Genomic DNA, 17,577 nt, shown 5'->3' with positions numbered 1-17,577 from the left:
ATTTACTTATTGAGTAATGGTAAGTGTATAAGTTTTATAGTTTGCACTAGGAGCGATCGAACTATTACCTACTAAGTTAAGAACAACAGTTCTTGTACCTGTAGCAATATTTGCTGGAATAGCAGTAACGGTAATAGTAGCAGCACTACTATTTGCGGGAATAATTACCTTGCCTGTTGTACCGCTTAAGCTGAAATGCGTACCAAGTGTGCCTGTGCTTGTTGCAGCTACCTCGTATGTAATCTCAGTATCAACAGATTTCTGATGTCCAACTAATTGTACCGTTGCTACTGCGGTACCAGGTGCTGCTGTGGTTCCTTTTTTAACTGAGGCTGTCAAAGGCACAAATTCAACTACATCCGGACCAGTATAAATATTATCCCTGTTCTTCATACAAGAAATAGAAGAGATGCTGATTAATGTTAGTAACAATAAATATATTTTTGTTTTCATAATTGTCATATTAATATCCGAAGTTTTGTACAATATTAGGGTTATTTTGAACTTCAGTTAGTGGAATTCTAGCCAACAGCCTAAAATCAGTATATGGAATTGTTGAATTAGGAGTTGCGTTAGCAGGTAAAGTAGTAGTAGATTTATTGATCGATGAACCGGTTCTCAACAAATCCCAATACCTAAAGCCTTCATATGCTAGTTCAATCCTTCTTTCTTTAAGGATTGCATCTAAAGTTACTGGTGTAGAAATTAAACCGGCTCTCAATCTAATCTTATCTAAATCTGCCTGAGGTGTAGCGCCAATTGCAGAGCCATTTCTAAAGTTAGCTTCTGCCCTTGTTAAATACATTTCACTTACCCTTATGAGTTTAATGTTATCGTACTGCGGACCTTTTGCTGCAGGGTATTTTTGGTTCCAAAGAATTGCTTCAGAGCCTTTTGTAATTGGGAACAATAAATCTTTACGCACATCACCTGTTTCATAAGCAGCTACTAGGTTTGCCTGAGGGGCTGCATCACCATAACCAGCTCCTGCAATAGAAGGAGGTAAACCTACGCTGCTTCTAGTGTAAATAGAGCTTAATCCATCAGATCCAGCACTTTCTGTTACCTCAAAATTCAATTCGAATATTGATTCAGGAGAGCTCGGCGAAGTAAAAATCGTTGCATAAGCAGCAGATTTAAGCGCTGGTGTAATTGCAGTAGCAGGATCTACAAAGGTACCTACTCCAGAATTAATGGCCGCATTGGCAAAAGTGGCGGCATCAGCCCAGTCACCATTAAATAAGGCAACACGGGCTCTTAAAGCATTTGCTGCTGCCAAACTAACTCTTTTTGGGGCAAATGTATTATCTAACAATCCAATAGCCGAGTTAAGGTCGTTTTTAATTTGGGCGTAAACCTCGGTTACTGTATTTCTTGAAGGATATTTAATATCAGCAGGATAATTTTCTACAAAATCGAGTGTAATTGGGACACCTAAATTTCTGCCAGAAACAATTTGTTGCGGATTATAACCATAACTTTTTACCAAATCGAAGTAAGCTAAAGCACGGATAAAATAAGCTTCGCCTTGAAGTTGCTTCTTTCTCAAAGGAGTTAAACCGTTAACCAGTTCGGAATATTTGATTACACCATTTGCACGGTTAATAATGCTATAATTAGAAGCCCATAAATCTACCGTTGCAGCAATTGCATTATTAGATTCCGAAACAAAACGGTTAGAATTGGTATTTACAATGCGCATATTGTCTGATAACAATTCGGGAACAACAATATAATTACGGCCGTAATAACCTGTGGCTTGTAAAGATTCGTATAAACTGTTAACTAAACCTTCAACACCAGCAGCTTCTTGTAGTGCAACTGAAGATGAAATAGAGTTTCGAGGTTCAGTTTGGAGTGTTTTTTTGCAAGATGAAATAGCCATTAAAGCAGTGGCCATCATCAATATTATATATCTATTTTTCATTACCATTCTTATTATTATAATCCAACATTTATACCAACAGTGTAATTTTTAAACTGAGGGTATTGACCAAAATCACCACTTGCATTTACAAACTCAGGATCAACGCCTTGATATTTGGTAATTGTCCAAAGGTTTAGGCCTTGTGCATATACCCTAACTGAACGAAGCTTTACAGATGATAACCAGCTCTTTGGTAAATCATAACCTAAACTAATGGTTTTTAAGCGAATATATGATCCATCTTCGTAGAAACGATCTGATGTGGCATATGATGACGAATGGTTAATACCTCCAATATTCAATACTGTTCCTCCAAAATAAGGTTTAGGAATTCCAGTAAATTGACCCGGTGTTGTCCAACGATCTAAGTTGCTGGCGTATTGATTTCTATCAACTGTTGAACCAGAACGCTCAAAGAAGAACTTATCTTGGTTTAACACCAAATTACCATAACTAAATTGAAAGAAGGCACTTAACGAAATACCTTTGTAATTGATCGTATTAGTTAAACCACCAGTATATTTAGGGTTTAAATCACCAATATAGCTTCTATCTGTTGAAGGATTTTGAGTGTAGGTAATATTTCCATTTCCATCGTACCACATCGCCCTGCCATCTGCAGGGTTAACACCTGCCGAAGTATATGTGTAAATAGAATTAATAGGACGGCCAACCGCAATACCAAAGTTTCCACCTAATAAAGTTTGTCCATCTAATAATGCAATAATTTTATTTCTGTTCAATGCAATATTTGCATCAGTTCTCCATGAGAAGTTATTGGTTTTAATGTTCAAAGTAGATAATTCAAACTCGAAACCTCTATTGCGCATTTTACCAACATTTTGTCTGATAGAACTAAAGCCAGAGGTTAAAGGAAGTGGCTGATCCAACAATAAATTTGAATTTATCCTGTTATAATATCCGATTGTACCACTTACTCGATCTTTAAATAAGTTAAATTCTATAGCAGCATCAAAAGTAGTTGCACGCTCCCAAGCTAATAATGGATTTGCCAAATTTGATGGTGCTAAGCCAGAACCTAATGTAGATCCTGTACCAGAAGTTACATAATCTCCTGATTTTGCATAAAGTGCTCTTGAATCAAAGTTTCCAATAGCCTGGTTACCCGTTGTACCATAACTTGCCCTTAATTTCAAATCCGAAATGAAGCTTACATTTTTCATGAAATCTTCCTGAGAGATCCGATAAGAAACAGCACCAGCAGGGAACCATCCAAATGTCTGCTCATTACCAAATCTAGATGAACCATCATATCTTACAGTTCCAGAAAGATAATATTTACTCTTGTAATTGTAATCGGCCTTTGCAAAATAGCCAGCTGTTCTGAAGGTGGTATAAGTACCAGAGGTAGTTGTTGGTGTACTTCCGGATGAAACCTGTGTAAACTGATAAGAAGGGAAACCTTGCGATGCAGCTAATGAGTAGGTACGAACCTCACTACGGTAGTTAAAACCGACAATTACATTTAAATTGTGTGCACCTCCAAAGGTCTTGGTATAATTCAATGTTTGATCAGTTTGAAAATTGGTATTCCGGGTATTTCCGGCAGATGCCGATCCATTTACAGATCTTCCATCACCAAAACGAGGATCGCTAAAGGTATTTTCAACAATCTCAAGATAATCTACACCATAACTCGACCTGAAGTTTAAATCATTAAAGATTTTGTATTTAGCGAAGCCACTTCCAGTAAATTGATTAGTAGTTGCTTTTTGTAGGTTAATTGATGCAATCTGAACTACGTTATAACTATCATAAGCACCTGGTAAATTAGTATTGTAACTACCATCTGGATTGTAGATTGGATTGTTTGGAGATTGTAATTGTGCTGTTCTGCTAATATTAGCAAATGCGCCACCACCTGATGTTGTATTTTGGGTAATGGTACTCACATTCATCGAAGTAGAAAAATCTAATCTGTCTGTTGCTTTATGATCCAAATTAACTTTGATATTTCCCCTAGAAAAGTCGGTGCCAATTACCTGCCCTTTTTGTGTGCTATAATTTCCACCTAAATAAAATTGAGTTTTTTCGTTACCACCTCTTGCACTCGCATCGTAATTTTGAGTACGGCCTTTTTGTGAAACTGCATCCAACCAATCGTAAGTTGGCACATTATCAATAGATCCAAAAGGTGCCACATAAGTATTGTAAAAATTGGTATATTGGGTGGATGTTGAGCCATAACGGTTTGCATATGCCTCTAACGACAATTGAATCCATTGAGGTGAAGTTAAAAGTTTAGGTTTAGATATAAAATCATTGTATCCAATATAGGAACTCAAGTTGATTTGAGTTTTCCCGGCCTTACCTCTTTTAGTGGTAATAATTACAACACCATTTGCGCCTGAGGCACCATAAATGGCTGCCGCAGATGCATCTTTTAATACGGTTAAAGATTCAATATCATCTGGGTTTAAAGCACTAAGTGCATTCGCGCTTGTTGTAGAACTTGTAAAATCCCCAGAATTTACCTGAACCCCATCAACAACATACAACGGACTGTTACCTGCATTGATTGAGCCAATTCCACGTATACGAACATTTATTGCTGCGCCGGGAATACCGCTGGTAGAAGTTACCTGGACACCAGCCAATCTTCCCTGCATTGCTCTATCAACACTTTGAACAGGCATATTTTCAATATCCTTACCAGAAATTGTTGTGGTAGAACCCGTTATATCCTTTTTAGCCTGTCTTAAACCAAAACCGGTTACTACAACCTCTTCTAATAGTTTAGAATCGTCTTCTAATACTACATTTAAAGTATTAGATGCACCGATAGTTACAGTCTTTGCCGCATATCCAATAGAAGAAAATAATAATGCTTTCGTTCCTGTCGCTACCTTGATAGTATATTGGCCATCTGCTCCAGTCGTTGTAGCAATCTGTGCCCCAACAATTTTTACACTAACACCCGGAAGAGGTAGTCCATCTCCTTTGTTTGTTACTGTACCAGTAATAGTCCGTTGTTGAGAAAATGCCGTAAACGACACAAACATCAACACGAACAAACTTTGTAGAAGTTTTTTCATGAAATTTAAGTTAGTAAATGAAATAGTTATTTGATTGGCTAAATATAAAATAGTAAAATAACAATTTAACAAATTTTAACAGACCAAAAATCCATAATGACTTTAACGTGACAATAAATATGTCTTTTTAAGAATACAAACTCGCAAATTATTACCAATATGTGGAATATTTTGGACAGTTTTTATCCAAAATTAAGCGGGATGCCTTTAAAAAAAGCTCACTTAAAATAAAAAAACCATGCCAAAATTTTAATACCCTTTCAAATCCCAATAATCCTATTTATTCAATTATAATTATTTAACTTTTTCCGAACAGCAAAAGTTAATCAAGCTCGAAATATTTGGTCTATTTATTTTTGGAGAAGGAAAAAACGCATGTAACTAAACTTATTATTAAAGCTAACCCTATAAAGGGCTCCGTTAAGTGAGATTATGGTTCCAATAGATACAGCCGTATGCAAAAAAGCGGCATCATACACATATATGATACCGCTTTTGTCAGATAAATTATTATTAAAACCTCCAGTGCTTCTATCTGTTTAAAGTTTATTAGGAAAATACATTAGAGTGTATCATAATAGTTTAACAGTTTAACTAATCCATCTATAGACTTTACATTCAGCTTATTTTCTTTTATATATTTAACCAACTCATCATTTTTACCCAAAACACCTATAATTGATTTTTCGTTATATTTAACTTTAATTGGTTTATTGTCTGCTTTAACAATATAGTATTGAGTGTCATCTGCTATTTTTCTAGTTATCGTTGCGCTATTATAACCTTTACTTTCAATGACTGTTTTTGTTGCTTTTTTCAGAAATTTAACTTTACCATCATATAAAACTTGATAAAAAGTCTTACCCGTAAATTGATCAACGGGTGCAAACCCATTTTTATATAGTTCTTTTGATGAGGTTAACAAAAATTCTTTGGGCTGATCTTTAAATTCATACTCCTCGCCATCTTTACCCTTCAATACCAGTAAATCAGCCAGCAAATCATACTTCACTTCACTCGATGAGGGCTCTATACCAGCTCCAAATTGAACCACCGCTTTTTGCCAATCACTGAATAAATAAGGTGAGCCTTCAAAATCAGCATCTGTGCGTTTTGATCTGATAATATTACGATCTGAACCTATAGCTACATTTTGATTGATCTGGGCTTCAGATGTTAAAAAACCTAGAGTCCCAATTAATAAAAAGAATGTTTTTTTCATGATAAATTTTTAATGATGCTCTATCGAAATTAATCTTTTTAAACTAAAAAACCCGCATGGTGCGGGTTTTTTAGTTGATTATTGTCTTGCACGAAGGTAGGTCCAAACTTCGTTCCATGTTGTTCTTACAAATGGAGCTGTTGTAACCACGCTTGGTTGAAGCATATTGTATTTAATCGTTATTGTTTTAGATGTTGGATCATAAGCATTAACCGTTCCTGATGGGTCTAATCTACCTGAACGTGTATTAGAAGCAGGTTGCCCGTAAGTATTGGTAACAGCCACAACTTTATCAGTCGCAGGATCAAACTCTACCGTTAAAGCGAAGCTTCCATATTGACTATAACTTGTACCTGAACGAATTGGAACGTAATTACCTCCGAAGAAATGGTTATCATAAACCACACATTTGGTAGGCGACAATGTTCTTAATTCATACTCCATTGGAGCTGTAACACCCACCGTATTATTAGCAGAGGTTAAGTATTCGTTAATGTGACCTAACGTTGCGTTTGTAACATCGACCATACTACCAGCTACACTATATACTCCATCCCATTTATTCTTAATGCTCACAAAAACCATAATTGTGTCACTTGTGGCAGCTGTTTTTTTAATTCCGCCCCAATCCGTTACACGAAAGGCTAGTGCATATTTTTTGCCCAAATCTGTCCACTTAGTACCATCTACATTTAATTTAAAATTTTGAGAGAATATACCTGAGGCGAAATTAACATTATAGCCGGTTGCTGTTTTAGAGTAACCTCCATCACCTCCAAAAGTATAATAAGATGCTGGCAATTCTTCAAATGTTTCTGAATGATCAGTATTATATTTTGTTATAATACCAGCATTTTGCTCCAATTTAATTGTTACCGACTGTTGAAGGTCAGCACTGCTAGCCGCGTCGCGACGAATACTAAACATAGAGATTTTCTTAATGTCAGAAAATGGTGAAAAGAATAATTTCACCTCACTACCTTCTAAAACTTTAAAATAGGTTGTACCTGAATCCTCTGTTTCGGTCCCTTCAAAGGCATCCTTCCTACAAGATACAGCTGTTATAGCGAACAATAACGCAATCCCAGCATATTTTAAAAAATGATTTTTCATTTTAATTAATTTAAACGTTAACAATTATTGATCCCACCACATTCTGGCATCCTGAGTATTACCACCGGATAAACGAGCAATTGCTGCATCGTTATTTGCTTTATTGGTTGTTTGTTCAGTCGGAGAATAAGCAATTCTTCTTGGAATTTGTTTTGAAGAATTTACAGCCGCAGAAGCCGGTGTAAGGGCAGGAAAGCCTGTTTTTCTCCAAATGTTCCATCCTTGTTGTCCATCAGGATAACTTGCCAAATAACGTTGTGTAGAAATATTTTTAACATTATTAGCTGCTCCTACAGCTCCGATAGCAACATTAGCATTAGCAAAGTATGCGGGTGAAGGTGTTCCCACTCCCCATTGCTCGTATGATAAGGTAATACCTTGGGTATACAAATCAGACAGATTTTCGGTAGTCCAACCTAAATTAGCTGCTTCGGCTCTAATCAATGCGATTTGGGAAGCAGTTATAATAAACACAGGGCTAGCCTGATCGCGTTTATCACCACGCAATACACGAGCCCAGGTAGGGTTATTATTTGTAAAACCCTCGGTCGATGCTTTATCTCCACCGTAAGGAATACCTACATTTGAGGTTGTTACATTGCCTGGTTGTTCACTAGCACCTCCAAATACAGCTTGCCTGGCATCTCCTAAGCTAGCGGTTAAGTCAGTCATCGTTTTGCTTTCGCCATAATCTTTACGACCATTATAGCCATCCCAAATCACGTTTCTGAAATTTGGCGCAGCAGGTGTAATCTGCATATTCTGTGCATTGGAAGTTATAACACCTCCAGCATCAGCCAAAGCTGCCTTAAATTGGGTTGCCGCATAATCATTTGCCCCAGGATATTTTTTGGATAATTGAATGCTTATTACCAATCTCAAAGAATTTGCTACTCTTTTCCATGCCGCAACATCACCATTGAACATGATATCACCTGATATTGCAGAAGAATTAAAAGAGGTCGCTGCGGTAGTTAATGCCGATAGCATGCCTTTGTAAATTGCTTCCTGTGTATCATAGGCCGGTGCATTTACAGTGATCCCTTTTAATGCCTGACTATAGGGAATGTCTCCCCAACGATTGGTCAATTGAAAATACACATACTGTTGAAGAATTTTGGCAACCTGGTTTTGATTGTTACTTGTGTTTACCAATTGAATATTTTCCAGATCATAGAGTATGCCACTGTAAGCCCCGGTAAATGCACTTTGATCCAATGAATATAACATTACATCAGGATATTGACTTTGCGAAAAATACTGTGAATAATAGCCACCCGTTACATAAAAGGCATAACCACTTAAACTAGCGATAGAGTTAGTTAACAAGGCATCAACCCTCGGACTCGTAGTTGCGGCAGGATTATCATTTGCAACACCAAAATCCTCTATTTTTTTACATCCCACCGAGCTGGCTAGTACCAAACCTATTAAGGATGCATATATAAATCTCTTTTTCATAATAATTTCTTTTGTTTTTCTAGATTAGAATCCTACTCTTAAGTTAAAACCAAATCCTCTTGTACCTGGTAATTGAGCGGTTTCGCCACTGGTTGCAGATACCTCTGATGGATCGAAATCTTTTGTTTTGGAATAAATTAAAACAGGGTTACGAGCAATTACCGAGAAAGTTGCGTTCTGAATATATTTACCTATGCCTAACTTCTTAACAGGAATATTGTACCCAATTGATACCTCACGCAATTTGATGAAGGTTAGATCATAGATGTAATCATCAAATGTTCTGGAATTATATAGGCCCTGATAGTAATCAATTGCACTTAAATAGTAAGTTTTAGGTTGACCAGTTGTAGCATCAACTCCATCCACTCTAACACCGCCACCATCAGCAGGGTTATCACGTACAGAAACACCTTTATCGTTTAAGGCAGCAGTACGGGCAGTTAAACCACTATATGAACCCCACATATTTGATAAGGAAACAAATTTTCCGCCAAATTGGTAATCAATATTTGCACTTACATTGAAATCCTTAAATATAGTAAATGAGTTCTGTAAACCACCCGTGTGTCTTGGAAGTACACTACCAAAAAATACGTTAGGATCGTTTACGAAATGACCATTAGCATCTAACAATGGTACGCCGTCTGCATTTCTTTTTTTACCATTACCAAAAATTTGTCCCCATTGCTTACCTTCTTCGTGCACCATATATGGCATAGTTGTACCCCAAACAGCATCTACTCCTGAGATTCGAGTAATACCATATTTTTTACTTACCTCTACTACTTTATTATCCAATAAGTTCGCATATGTTCCTGAAATTGTCCAGGTAAAATTTGGTAATGCAACCGGGCGACCAGTTAATTGGAATTCTAAACCCTTTTTATTGATCTGACCAATATTAGTAAAGATCGAACTAAAACCAGATGCTGGATTGATTGATATAGATCTTGGGAAATTTTTCTCTGTTGCATCCCAATACGTAGCAGCCAAAGTGATCCTGTTATTCAAGAAGCCTAGATCAATACCAAATTCATAGTTAGATGATACTGCGCCAGTGATATCAGGATCAACAAGTGCATCAGGAGTAGACATTAATAAGTTACCATTCCATTTTAACGCATTTACACCATATGCAAAACCAGGGTAAACATAAGCGCCAAAACGACCTGACTGATCAGATAAGGCCTGAGGAATCTCACCATAAGAAGCTCTCAATTTACCATTTGATAACCAACCAAAGCTTTCTTTAGGAAGTAAGTCGCTGAATACAAATGAACCACCAATGGATTTAGACAATACATTGTTGTTTGTTTTTGGCAGGGTTGAGAACCAGTCGTTACGTAAAGTGCCTTCTAAAAATAAGAAGTTTTTATAGCCTAAAGTTACCTTACCAAAAATGGCTCTATATTTTTCAATATATCTCGTATTTCCAATTATAGGTTGATTAACAGAGTTTTGAACCGTAAATAAGTCAGGTATTACCAAACCATTGTCAGTTTGTGCTGAGTTATCTTTATAATCAGCCCTGAAAATATCAGTACCAACAGTTGCATCAACAGTAAAATCCTGAATCTTTTTAGTATACTGACCTAATAATTCGTAGTTCTCTCTATTTGAGTATGTATTGGCAGTATAATAATAACCCCTGGCTTGTGGATCGTTACCAGTAGTTTGTGTACCGCTATCATTTAAGCGTGAACTATATTTATCTTCAGTAAAGGTTGTGTTTTGTTGTTTACGATAAGTTCCGGTAAATTTTAAATCATCATTTACCTTATAAGTTAAATAAACATTACCGTATAAGCGATCTCTTTGGTTCAATTTATCTAACAAATCATAATAAGTATAGAAATTATACCAGTAGTTACCTGCATAAAATGCTTTTGGATCAGCGGCATTATAAGCCGTTGGATCGTTATGGTTCCAGCTACCATAAATATTTGTTCCATTTAGCCCAGGTACTGTTAACCCTCTCAACTCTTTCATAATACCCATATCCAAATCCCTGTGAAACCATTGGTTAAATGATCCGGTACTTTGACTTGAGTATGCGTCATCGATATCACCCCCTAGTGCAGTTTTAACATAATTAATATTTGCGCCCACAGTGAAGTGTTTGTTAAGGTCGTAGTTTAAAACCAGGTTTAAAGTATTTTTCTTCAAGTTTGTATTTGGAACCAAACCTTGCGTATACTGGTTTCCGTAAGTCATCTTGAAATTATACTTTTCTCCTGCGTTAGCGAAAGTAACCGTATTATTCAATGCAATACCAGTATTGAAATAATCGCGGGCATTATCTGGCTGTGGCGTTAAAGAAGCAGTTTTGTAAGAATATTGAGTTCCAGGGTACCATGCATACCATGGAATATACTCTTGACCAACCATTTTCGGCCCCCAACTTGAATCATCGCTATAATTATGATAATATTTACCGTCAAGTGCTTTCCACTCTACAGGGTCTCCGGCTTTCCAATTGTATTGGATAAGATCAGCAGAGTTACCACCAGCATAAGTATTTTGATAATTTGGTAAAATATAGGCATTTTCGAAAGTTGCACCCAAATTAAGTGTAATACCAGCCCCTTCAGCTTTCTTACCTTTTTTGGTGGTGATCAAAATTGCACCAGCCGCCGCTTGTGAACCTAACAACGCTGCTGCCGCAGGACCTTGTAAAACAGAAATATCTTCGATATCATCTAAGTTCACATCATCCGCATTAGGAAGAATTGTTCCATCAACCACATAAAGGGCACCACTGCCTGTGCCAAAGCCACTTGCACCACGTAGCCTTATTTGAGTATTTCGGCCCAAAGCTGCCGCTGACTGACTTCTTACCTGAACACCTGCAACTTTACCCGCTAAAGCGTTGTTGATATTTGTTCCACGTACTGTATTGAGCTTTTCACCGCTAATGGTTTGAATATTTGCTGTAGTAGCCCTGGCCGTGGTCTTTGTACCATAAGCACCTTGTACGACAACTTCGGTTAATTGATTGGCATCTCCCTCTAAAGCTGCATTAACCACATTAGAAGCGCCAACAGCTACCTCTTTCTGCTTGTAGCCGACGTAACTAAAAACTAAGATTGATCCATTTTTGGCAATAATGGTAAATTTACCATTGGCCGCTGTAACAGTACCTGATTGAGTACCTTTGATTTTCACACTTACCCCAGGGATTGGAAGGTTGTCCTCCTGTGCAGTAACTGTACCAGTAATTGTTCTTTCTTGAGCAAATGCCGAAAATGCACATAGCACGAGAATGAACAAACTTTGTAGAAGTTTTTTCATAATTTGAAAATAGGTTAGTTAATGATTAATTAAATGCTAATGTATAGTTAGTTACCAACAACACCAAATATTTTTTAACAATTTTTAACAATTGAACTACTTTTTGTTAAAAATCTATCTTAAAGCTCTAAAATTGATCAAAAAGAGAAAAAAACTAACATTTTAGTTGAAAATCAGCCTAATTAGACCGACAATATTTGGATTTGCTTAATATTTTTCTGAATAACTGCATCAAAAAGTAATAAGTGCTATTTAAAAATGATCTTGTCATTTTATTTGATCTGAATTTCGTATTTGGGGATATTGAATGCATACCTGCCGTTAAATAGTATAAGTCAAATCGAATATGAAAGTGTCTGTACTGCCAGGTGATCTCGAACGAGTTGTAAAGAAAAAAAGTTATTGATTAAACTGGCATCTATCCGATCAACCGGAAATAAAGATTAAGGCGCCTCGATTTATTATCCATTTATGTTATGCTACTGAAAGTTCATACTGCATTATGGATTCTACAGAAGTTGCACAGAAAGAGCGAAATGATAAGGCCTTATAAACAAAAAATAGCAGCTAGAATTAACCAGCTGCTATTTAAAACTTAAATCTAATTATTTAATTCTATATGATATTTTCAAGAATATTCCTATAGATTATTATTAATAACCTGTGTTTTGTTGACCTTGTAAGCCAGGATTATTATCAATTTCTCTTTGAGGAATTGGTAATATGGTTTTGGCACCGCCAAAGGCCGCCGCTGCATTTCCTGTTCTAAGTGCTTGCCTGTTACGAAGCAAATCCATTCTGCTATGTCCTTCAAAAGCCAATTCCTTACGTCTTTCGATCAATAAAGCATCAATAAGGGCTTGTTGAGTCGCTACAGCTTTAGGAAGTAACCCGGCTCTGCTTCTAATTCTATTATTCAAGATCGTAACCGCTTCAACGCTTGGGGTTGTGCTTTGGTGCGCTAATGCTTCTGCCAGATTCAAATACACTTCAGTCGTACGGATTACCGGAGAATTATCAGAATTGTTTACCGCATCAGGAAACTTCGAAGTAAATAAATGAGGTAGGCCATCTGCTGCAGTTCCAGATATTTTCAGATTATAGCGTTTGTCGCCTGCCTCTGAAGTATAAGCATTGATTAAGTCTTGCGAGAAAGGAGCATCACCACGCCCACCTAATGCTGCTGGGTTATAATAAGAAGCCCAGCCACCAGAACCAGTTCTACCATTATCAATAGCACTATTCTGTATAGTGAATACATCTTCGCTCGTATTACCGCTGTAAAAAGCATAGTTTGGTGCAGTATCATAAATACCTTGTGCTAGTGTACTTCTTGCGGCACTCTCTGCTTTAGCCCATTCTTCTCTGTATAAATACAATCTTGACAGAAGTGCATAGGCAGCTCCTTTCGTCGCGCGACCGCGAGTTTCAGCTGCATCATCATACGATTGAGGCAAAGCTGGTACAGCTTCATTCAAGTCCTGAATAATCTGTGCGTGTACCTGGTTTAACGTGTTTCTTGATGGGTACTTAACTGTACCATCAAATGGCTCTAGAACTAACGGAACAGCCAAGTTACTTCCTGAACTAACCTGAAATGGTTGGGCAAAGAAATTAGCCAGCTGAAAATAAGCCAAAGCCCGTAAAAATTTAGCTTCAGCAGCATACTGTGCTTTTTCTCCGGCAGATAAACCATCTACAAGATTAATTTTTGCGATAACATTATTTGCGCGGGTAATTACCTGATAGTGAACCTGCCACATGGTAGCTATGTTTCCATTTGTAGATACTGCAGAAAAGTTATTTAACTCTTGCAGTGTAGGGAAAGTGCCTACAAAGTCAACATTATTGCCCATGTAGTCGCCAATTACCTGAGGTAAACTTCCATAAAAATCAAAAGTCTGAGCCGTACTGTAAACGCCCCTAAGTGCGCCCAAAGCTGTAGATGGCGAGTTAAATGCAACTTCTTCAGCAATATCCTGTTGTGGTAATTTTTCCAACTCTTTCTTGCACGACGAGAAAGACAATACAAGAACTGACGATATAATATAATATTTTAATTTCATCTTTTCAAATTTTAAAGGCCAATATTTACACCGAAAGTAAAGGTTTTCGCCTGTGGCAAAGCAAAGAAACTCTGACCCAACACGAGGTTAGATGCACCATTCGCAGATATCTCAGGATCACCTCTGAAATCTTTATTCTTGATGGTCCAAATATTCTGACCTTGAAAATAAATTCTTAGGCTTGTGAAAAGTTTCGTTCTCTGCAATAATTCTTTAGGAAAGCTATAACCTGCTGATAATGTTTTTAAACGCAGGTATGAGCCATCCATTAATTGTTTTGTGGATGCCTGCTGATAGGTTGTTCTTGTTGAACTATTTAACGCCGGAGCAAATGCATTATCTCCAGGCTGTTTCCAATAATCTAACAATTTAACACTTTTATTATATGAACCTGAACTAAAGTTATCTGCAAACTGTAAACCATCCAGATAAACATCATTACCATAGCTAAAGTTAAAGAACGCTGATAAATCAAAGTTCTTATAAGTAAATGTATTGGTAATTCCTCCAGAAAAATCAGGATTACCTTTGCCAACGATCACCCGATCAGATGCAAGCGGTGTCGTGGTAACCGTACCATCTTTTTTCAACCATTCCGCATTACCCGTCTGAGGATTAATTCCATTATAACGAATCAAGTAGAAAGAGTTTTTAGAATAACCCGTAATTGCACGTTGTACGGCACTTCCGGTTAAGAAATTACGACCGTCTTCGTCAGGATTAACAGGTAAATCTATGATGGTATTTTTGTTGAAACCAATGTTGAAAGAGGTTCTCCAGGTAAAATCACGACCAACTATATTATCGGAGTTGATGGAAACCTCATAACCTCTGTTTCTCATTTTACCCACATTTCTATTTGCAGATGCATATCCTGTAGTATACGGATAAGGAACTGTTAATAATGCTCCGGTTGTATTCTTATTATAGAAGTTAAACTGAACATCAATGGCTTTAAATAATCTGGCTGAAAGGCCGATATCTAACTGTCCGGTTTCTTCCCAGCTTAAGTCAGGATTTGGAACGTTACTTGGAGTTAAACCTGCTTGTCCTAAATAATTAGATCCAGAAGCAAAAGTACCATAGTAAGCGTTGAAGCCAATATTATCATTACCAGAAGTACCATAACTTGCTGTCAATTTTAAATTTTGCGCAATATTATTGTCTTTATTGAAAAATGCCTCATTAGAAATTAACCATCCACCAGATACCGCATAGAAGTTACCGTATTTTTTATTCGGACCAAACCTTGAAGAGCCATCTCTTCTTAATGAAGCTTCAAAAAGATATTTTTTGTCAAAATCGTAATTTAAACGTCCAAAGAAAGATTGCAATGCCCATTCATAAATATTTTCAGAAGCAGTTATCGGTGTGGAAGCTGACCCTACGTTTGGAAGATCATCACTTACAAAACCCGAACCCTCAACCATCATTTGAGTTAATTTAGCTGTTTCAAAACTATATCCGGCTAAAGCAGCAATGGTATGTTTACCGAAAGTTTTGTCGTAGTTTAACGTGTTTGTATTTACCCATTTGTTATCGGTATAATGAGTCCTGTAAGCATAACCTCCCGGAGTTAACAAATCCGTTTCGCGATATTTTTCATCAATACCATAGTTATCAATACCCCAATCTGTTTTTAACCTTAATCCAGGAATAATTTTATATTCTAAGTATGCATTACCTGTACTTCTATCTGAATAGTTTTTATTAATACCTGTTGCGGCAATCGCAACAACGTTTGCTACAAAACCTGTATTCTGAAACTTTCCATCCGGACCATAAGGGGTAATATATGGCAATTGTAGATAAGCTGCAGTTAATGGTGCATAGGTATTGTTTTCTGAACCAATACGATCCATATCAATATGCGATAAGCTGTAGTTTAAGCCTATGGTGAACTTATCAGAAATTTTATGATCTAGGTTTAACCTTCCGGAAAGACGTTTTAAATTATTTCCAAGTGTATAACCGCTTTCATCAGAATAAGTTCCACCAAGATAAAATTTAGTTTTTTCATTACCACCTGATGCGTTTAAATTAACAGTATTTGATTTACCTGTACGTATAACCGCATCAACCCAGTTATAACTAGCTGTAGGATAAGCTGGTACTGTTTGATTATTCGCTTTAAGATAATCGGTCCTGAACTGACGAAATTGATCAGCTGTCATCATCTCTTCTACTGAAGTTGGGGAGGAAAATCCATTTTGATAATCTGCAGAGATTCTGGTTTTACCTGAAGCACCTTTCTTGGTTGTAATCAGAATTACACCGTTTGCACCACGCGAACCATAAATAGCAACGGCAGAAGCATCTTTTAAAACTGTCATGCTTTCAATATCATTCGGACTGATGTTGATCAATGGGTTTAATCCAGAAGAGCCACCTTGAGTTTGGGTATAGTCTCCTCCACTGCTGTTTAATGGCACACCATCAACTACATATAAAGGCCTGCCAGCAGCGCTAATGGAACCACCACCACGAATGGTAATTTGTGCCTCTGACCCTAAAACACCTGAAGAGTTAATCATATTAACACCAGCTGCCTGTCCCTGCAGCGCCTGTTGTGGCGTTTGAATGGGCATGTTTTTAAACGATTCTGCCTTAACCGTAGCCGTGGTTTGGGTAGTCAAGACTTTGCTTTGTTGGCCATAACCTACTACCACTACATCTGAAAGCGTTTTAGAATCTGATGCTAAAGCAACATTGATCGTGTTCGATGCAGTTATTGTAATGTTTTTAGTCAAATAACCGATAAAAGAAAAATCTAAAGTTTTAGAACCTGATGGAACTATAACTGAATATTTGCCATTGGCGTCTGTAACAGTTCCAATTTGGGTTCCTGTTACCCTTACGCTTACTCCTGGAATCGGCAGTTTATCATCTGAAGATGTTACCGTACCAGTAATTGTTCTATCTTGAGCAATTGCGGTAGATGCAAAAAACAAAAGTACGAACAAACTTTGTAAAAGTTTTTTCATGAAATTTTAGTTAATTATTAATTATTATTTGAAGCCCTAAATATAACAGAGATAACCAAGAGTCCAACAAACTTTAACTAAAAACGCAGGTATAATGACTTAAGATTGACAAACAAAATGCATTATTAAAAAGACGTTTCGCGGTTTTTCAGATACAGACAATATGTAAAACTTCTTAAATTTTAACTCTAAAAAACCATATCTTACTTAAAATCAGCAAAAAAGAGTTAATTCTGTGTTTTAAAAAAATTACGCCAAAAATTTATTTGTCTGATTTTCCGACATGAAACAATCTTCCAAGTGATAATAGTTTTCCGATTACCGACAAAGCCGTTTGCTATTACAGTTTATTATAGCTTCTATTAAGATTTGAATTTCAAAGCATTTTTTTTAGTGGATAAAAGAAATTCTTCTAAATGCTTACTTTGTTGAGTTTAACACAAAAACAGATGTG

General features: G+C 36.8%; 9 protein-coding genes. All 9 read right to left on the bottom strand.

Annotated features, from left to right (window positions below):
• Nucleotides 1-6: 6 nt before the first annotated feature.
• The 9 genes from GGQ60_RS17490 to GGQ60_RS17450 all read right to left on the bottom strand — a co-directional run bounded on the left by GGQ60_RS17490 (nt 7) and on the right by GGQ60_RS17450 (nt 17,123).
• Nucleotides 7-453, bottom strand: a complete 447-nt coding sequence (locus GGQ60_RS17490) for a hypothetical protein (RefSeq protein ID WP_183766765.1) — start codon at nt 451-453, stop codon at nt 7-9.
• A 10-nt stretch (nt 454-463) separates the two neighbouring features.
• Entirely contained in the window at nt 464-1,927 is a 1,464-nt protein-coding gene (locus tag GGQ60_RS17485) for a RagB/SusD family nutrient uptake outer membrane protein (protein WP_183766763.1), read from the bottom strand.
• A 14-nt stretch (nt 1,928-1,941) separates the two neighbouring features.
• Nucleotides 1,942-4,983 carry a SusC/RagA family TonB-linked outer membrane protein gene (locus tag GGQ60_RS17480; protein ID WP_183766761.1) on the bottom strand — a complete coding sequence of 1,014 codons (3,042 nt, stop codon included), beginning with the start codon at nt 4,981-4,983 and terminating at the stop codon, nt 1,942-1,944.
• Between the two features lie 562 nt (nt 4,984-5,545).
• On the bottom strand, nt 5,546-6,205 hold the full coding sequence (locus tag GGQ60_RS17475; RefSeq protein WP_183766759.1) for a hypothetical protein: 660 nt from the start codon (nt 6,203-6,205) through the stop codon (nt 5,546-5,548).
• 78 nt (nt 6,206-6,283) lie between these two features.
• Nucleotides 6,284-7,318 (bottom strand): DUF1735 domain-containing protein, encoded by a 1,035-nt coding sequence (locus GGQ60_RS17470; RefSeq protein WP_183766757.1) that lies wholly within the window; start codon nt 7,316-7,318, stop codon nt 6,284-6,286.
• Nucleotides 7,319-7,342: 24 nt separating this feature from the next.
• Entirely contained in the window at nt 7,343-8,779 is a 1,437-nt protein-coding gene (locus GGQ60_RS17465; protein WP_183766755.1) for a SusD/RagB family nutrient-binding outer membrane lipoprotein, read from the bottom strand.
• A gap of 24 nt (nt 8,780-8,803) precedes the next feature.
• Nucleotides 8,804-12,073, bottom strand: coding sequence for a SusC/RagA family TonB-linked outer membrane protein (locus GGQ60_RS17460; protein WP_183766753.1), 3,270 nt, complete (start codon nt 12,071-12,073; stop codon nt 8,804-8,806).
• A 653-nt stretch (nt 12,074-12,726) separates the two neighbouring features.
• A complete protein-coding gene (locus GGQ60_RS17455) occupies nt 12,727-14,139 on the bottom strand; it encodes a RagB/SusD family nutrient uptake outer membrane protein (protein WP_183766751.1) in 1,413 nt (470 codons plus the stop codon).
• Between the two features lie 11 nt (nt 14,140-14,150).
• The gene (locus tag GGQ60_RS17450) at nt 14,151-17,123 is read right to left on the bottom strand and encodes a SusC/RagA family TonB-linked outer membrane protein (RefSeq protein WP_183766749.1); all 2,973 of its coding nucleotides are present in this window, start codon (nt 17,121-17,123) and stop codon (nt 14,151-14,153) included.
• Nucleotides 17,124-17,577 lie beyond the last annotated feature (454 nt).

The organism is Pedobacter zeae (assembly GCF_014196715.1).
GTDB lineage: Bacteria > Bacteroidota > Bacteroidia > Sphingobacteriales > Sphingobacteriaceae > Pedobacter > Pedobacter zeae.
This window is presented reverse-complemented; position numbering and strand designations above follow the sequence as displayed.

Bases quoted from the DNA above. Each gene is read 5' to 3' on its own strand.
- GGQ60_RS17490 (WP_183766765.1), bottom strand. From the start codon at position 453: ATGAAAACAAAAATATATTTATTGTTACTAACATTAATCAGCATCTCT.
- GGQ60_RS17485 (WP_183766763.1), bottom strand. From the start codon at position 1,927: ATGAAAAATAGATATATAATATTGATGATGGCCACTGCTTTAATGGCT.
- GGQ60_RS17480 (WP_183766761.1), bottom strand. From the start codon at position 4,983: ATGAAAAAACTTCTACAAAGTTTGTTCGTGTTGATGTTTGTGTCGTTT.
- GGQ60_RS17475 (WP_183766759.1), bottom strand. From the start codon at position 6,205: ATGAAAAAAACATTCTTTTTATTAATTGGGACTCTAGGTTTTTTAACA.
- GGQ60_RS17470 (WP_183766757.1), bottom strand. From the start codon at position 7,318: ATGAAAAATCATTTTTTAAAATATGCTGGGATTGCGTTATTGTTCGCT.
- GGQ60_RS17465 (WP_183766755.1), bottom strand. From the start codon at position 8,779: ATGAAAAAGAGATTTATATATGCATCCTTAATAGGTTTGGTACTAGCC.
- GGQ60_RS17460 (WP_183766753.1), bottom strand. From the start codon at position 12,073: ATGAAAAAACTTCTACAAAGTTTGTTCATTCTCGTGCTATGTGCATTT.
- GGQ60_RS17455 (WP_183766751.1), bottom strand. From the start codon at position 14,139: ATGAAATTAAAATATTATATTATATCGTCAGTTCTTGTATTGTCTTTC.
- GGQ60_RS17450 (WP_183766749.1), bottom strand. From the start codon at position 17,123: ATGAAAAAACTTTTACAAAGTTTGTTCGTACTTTTGTTTTTTGCATCT.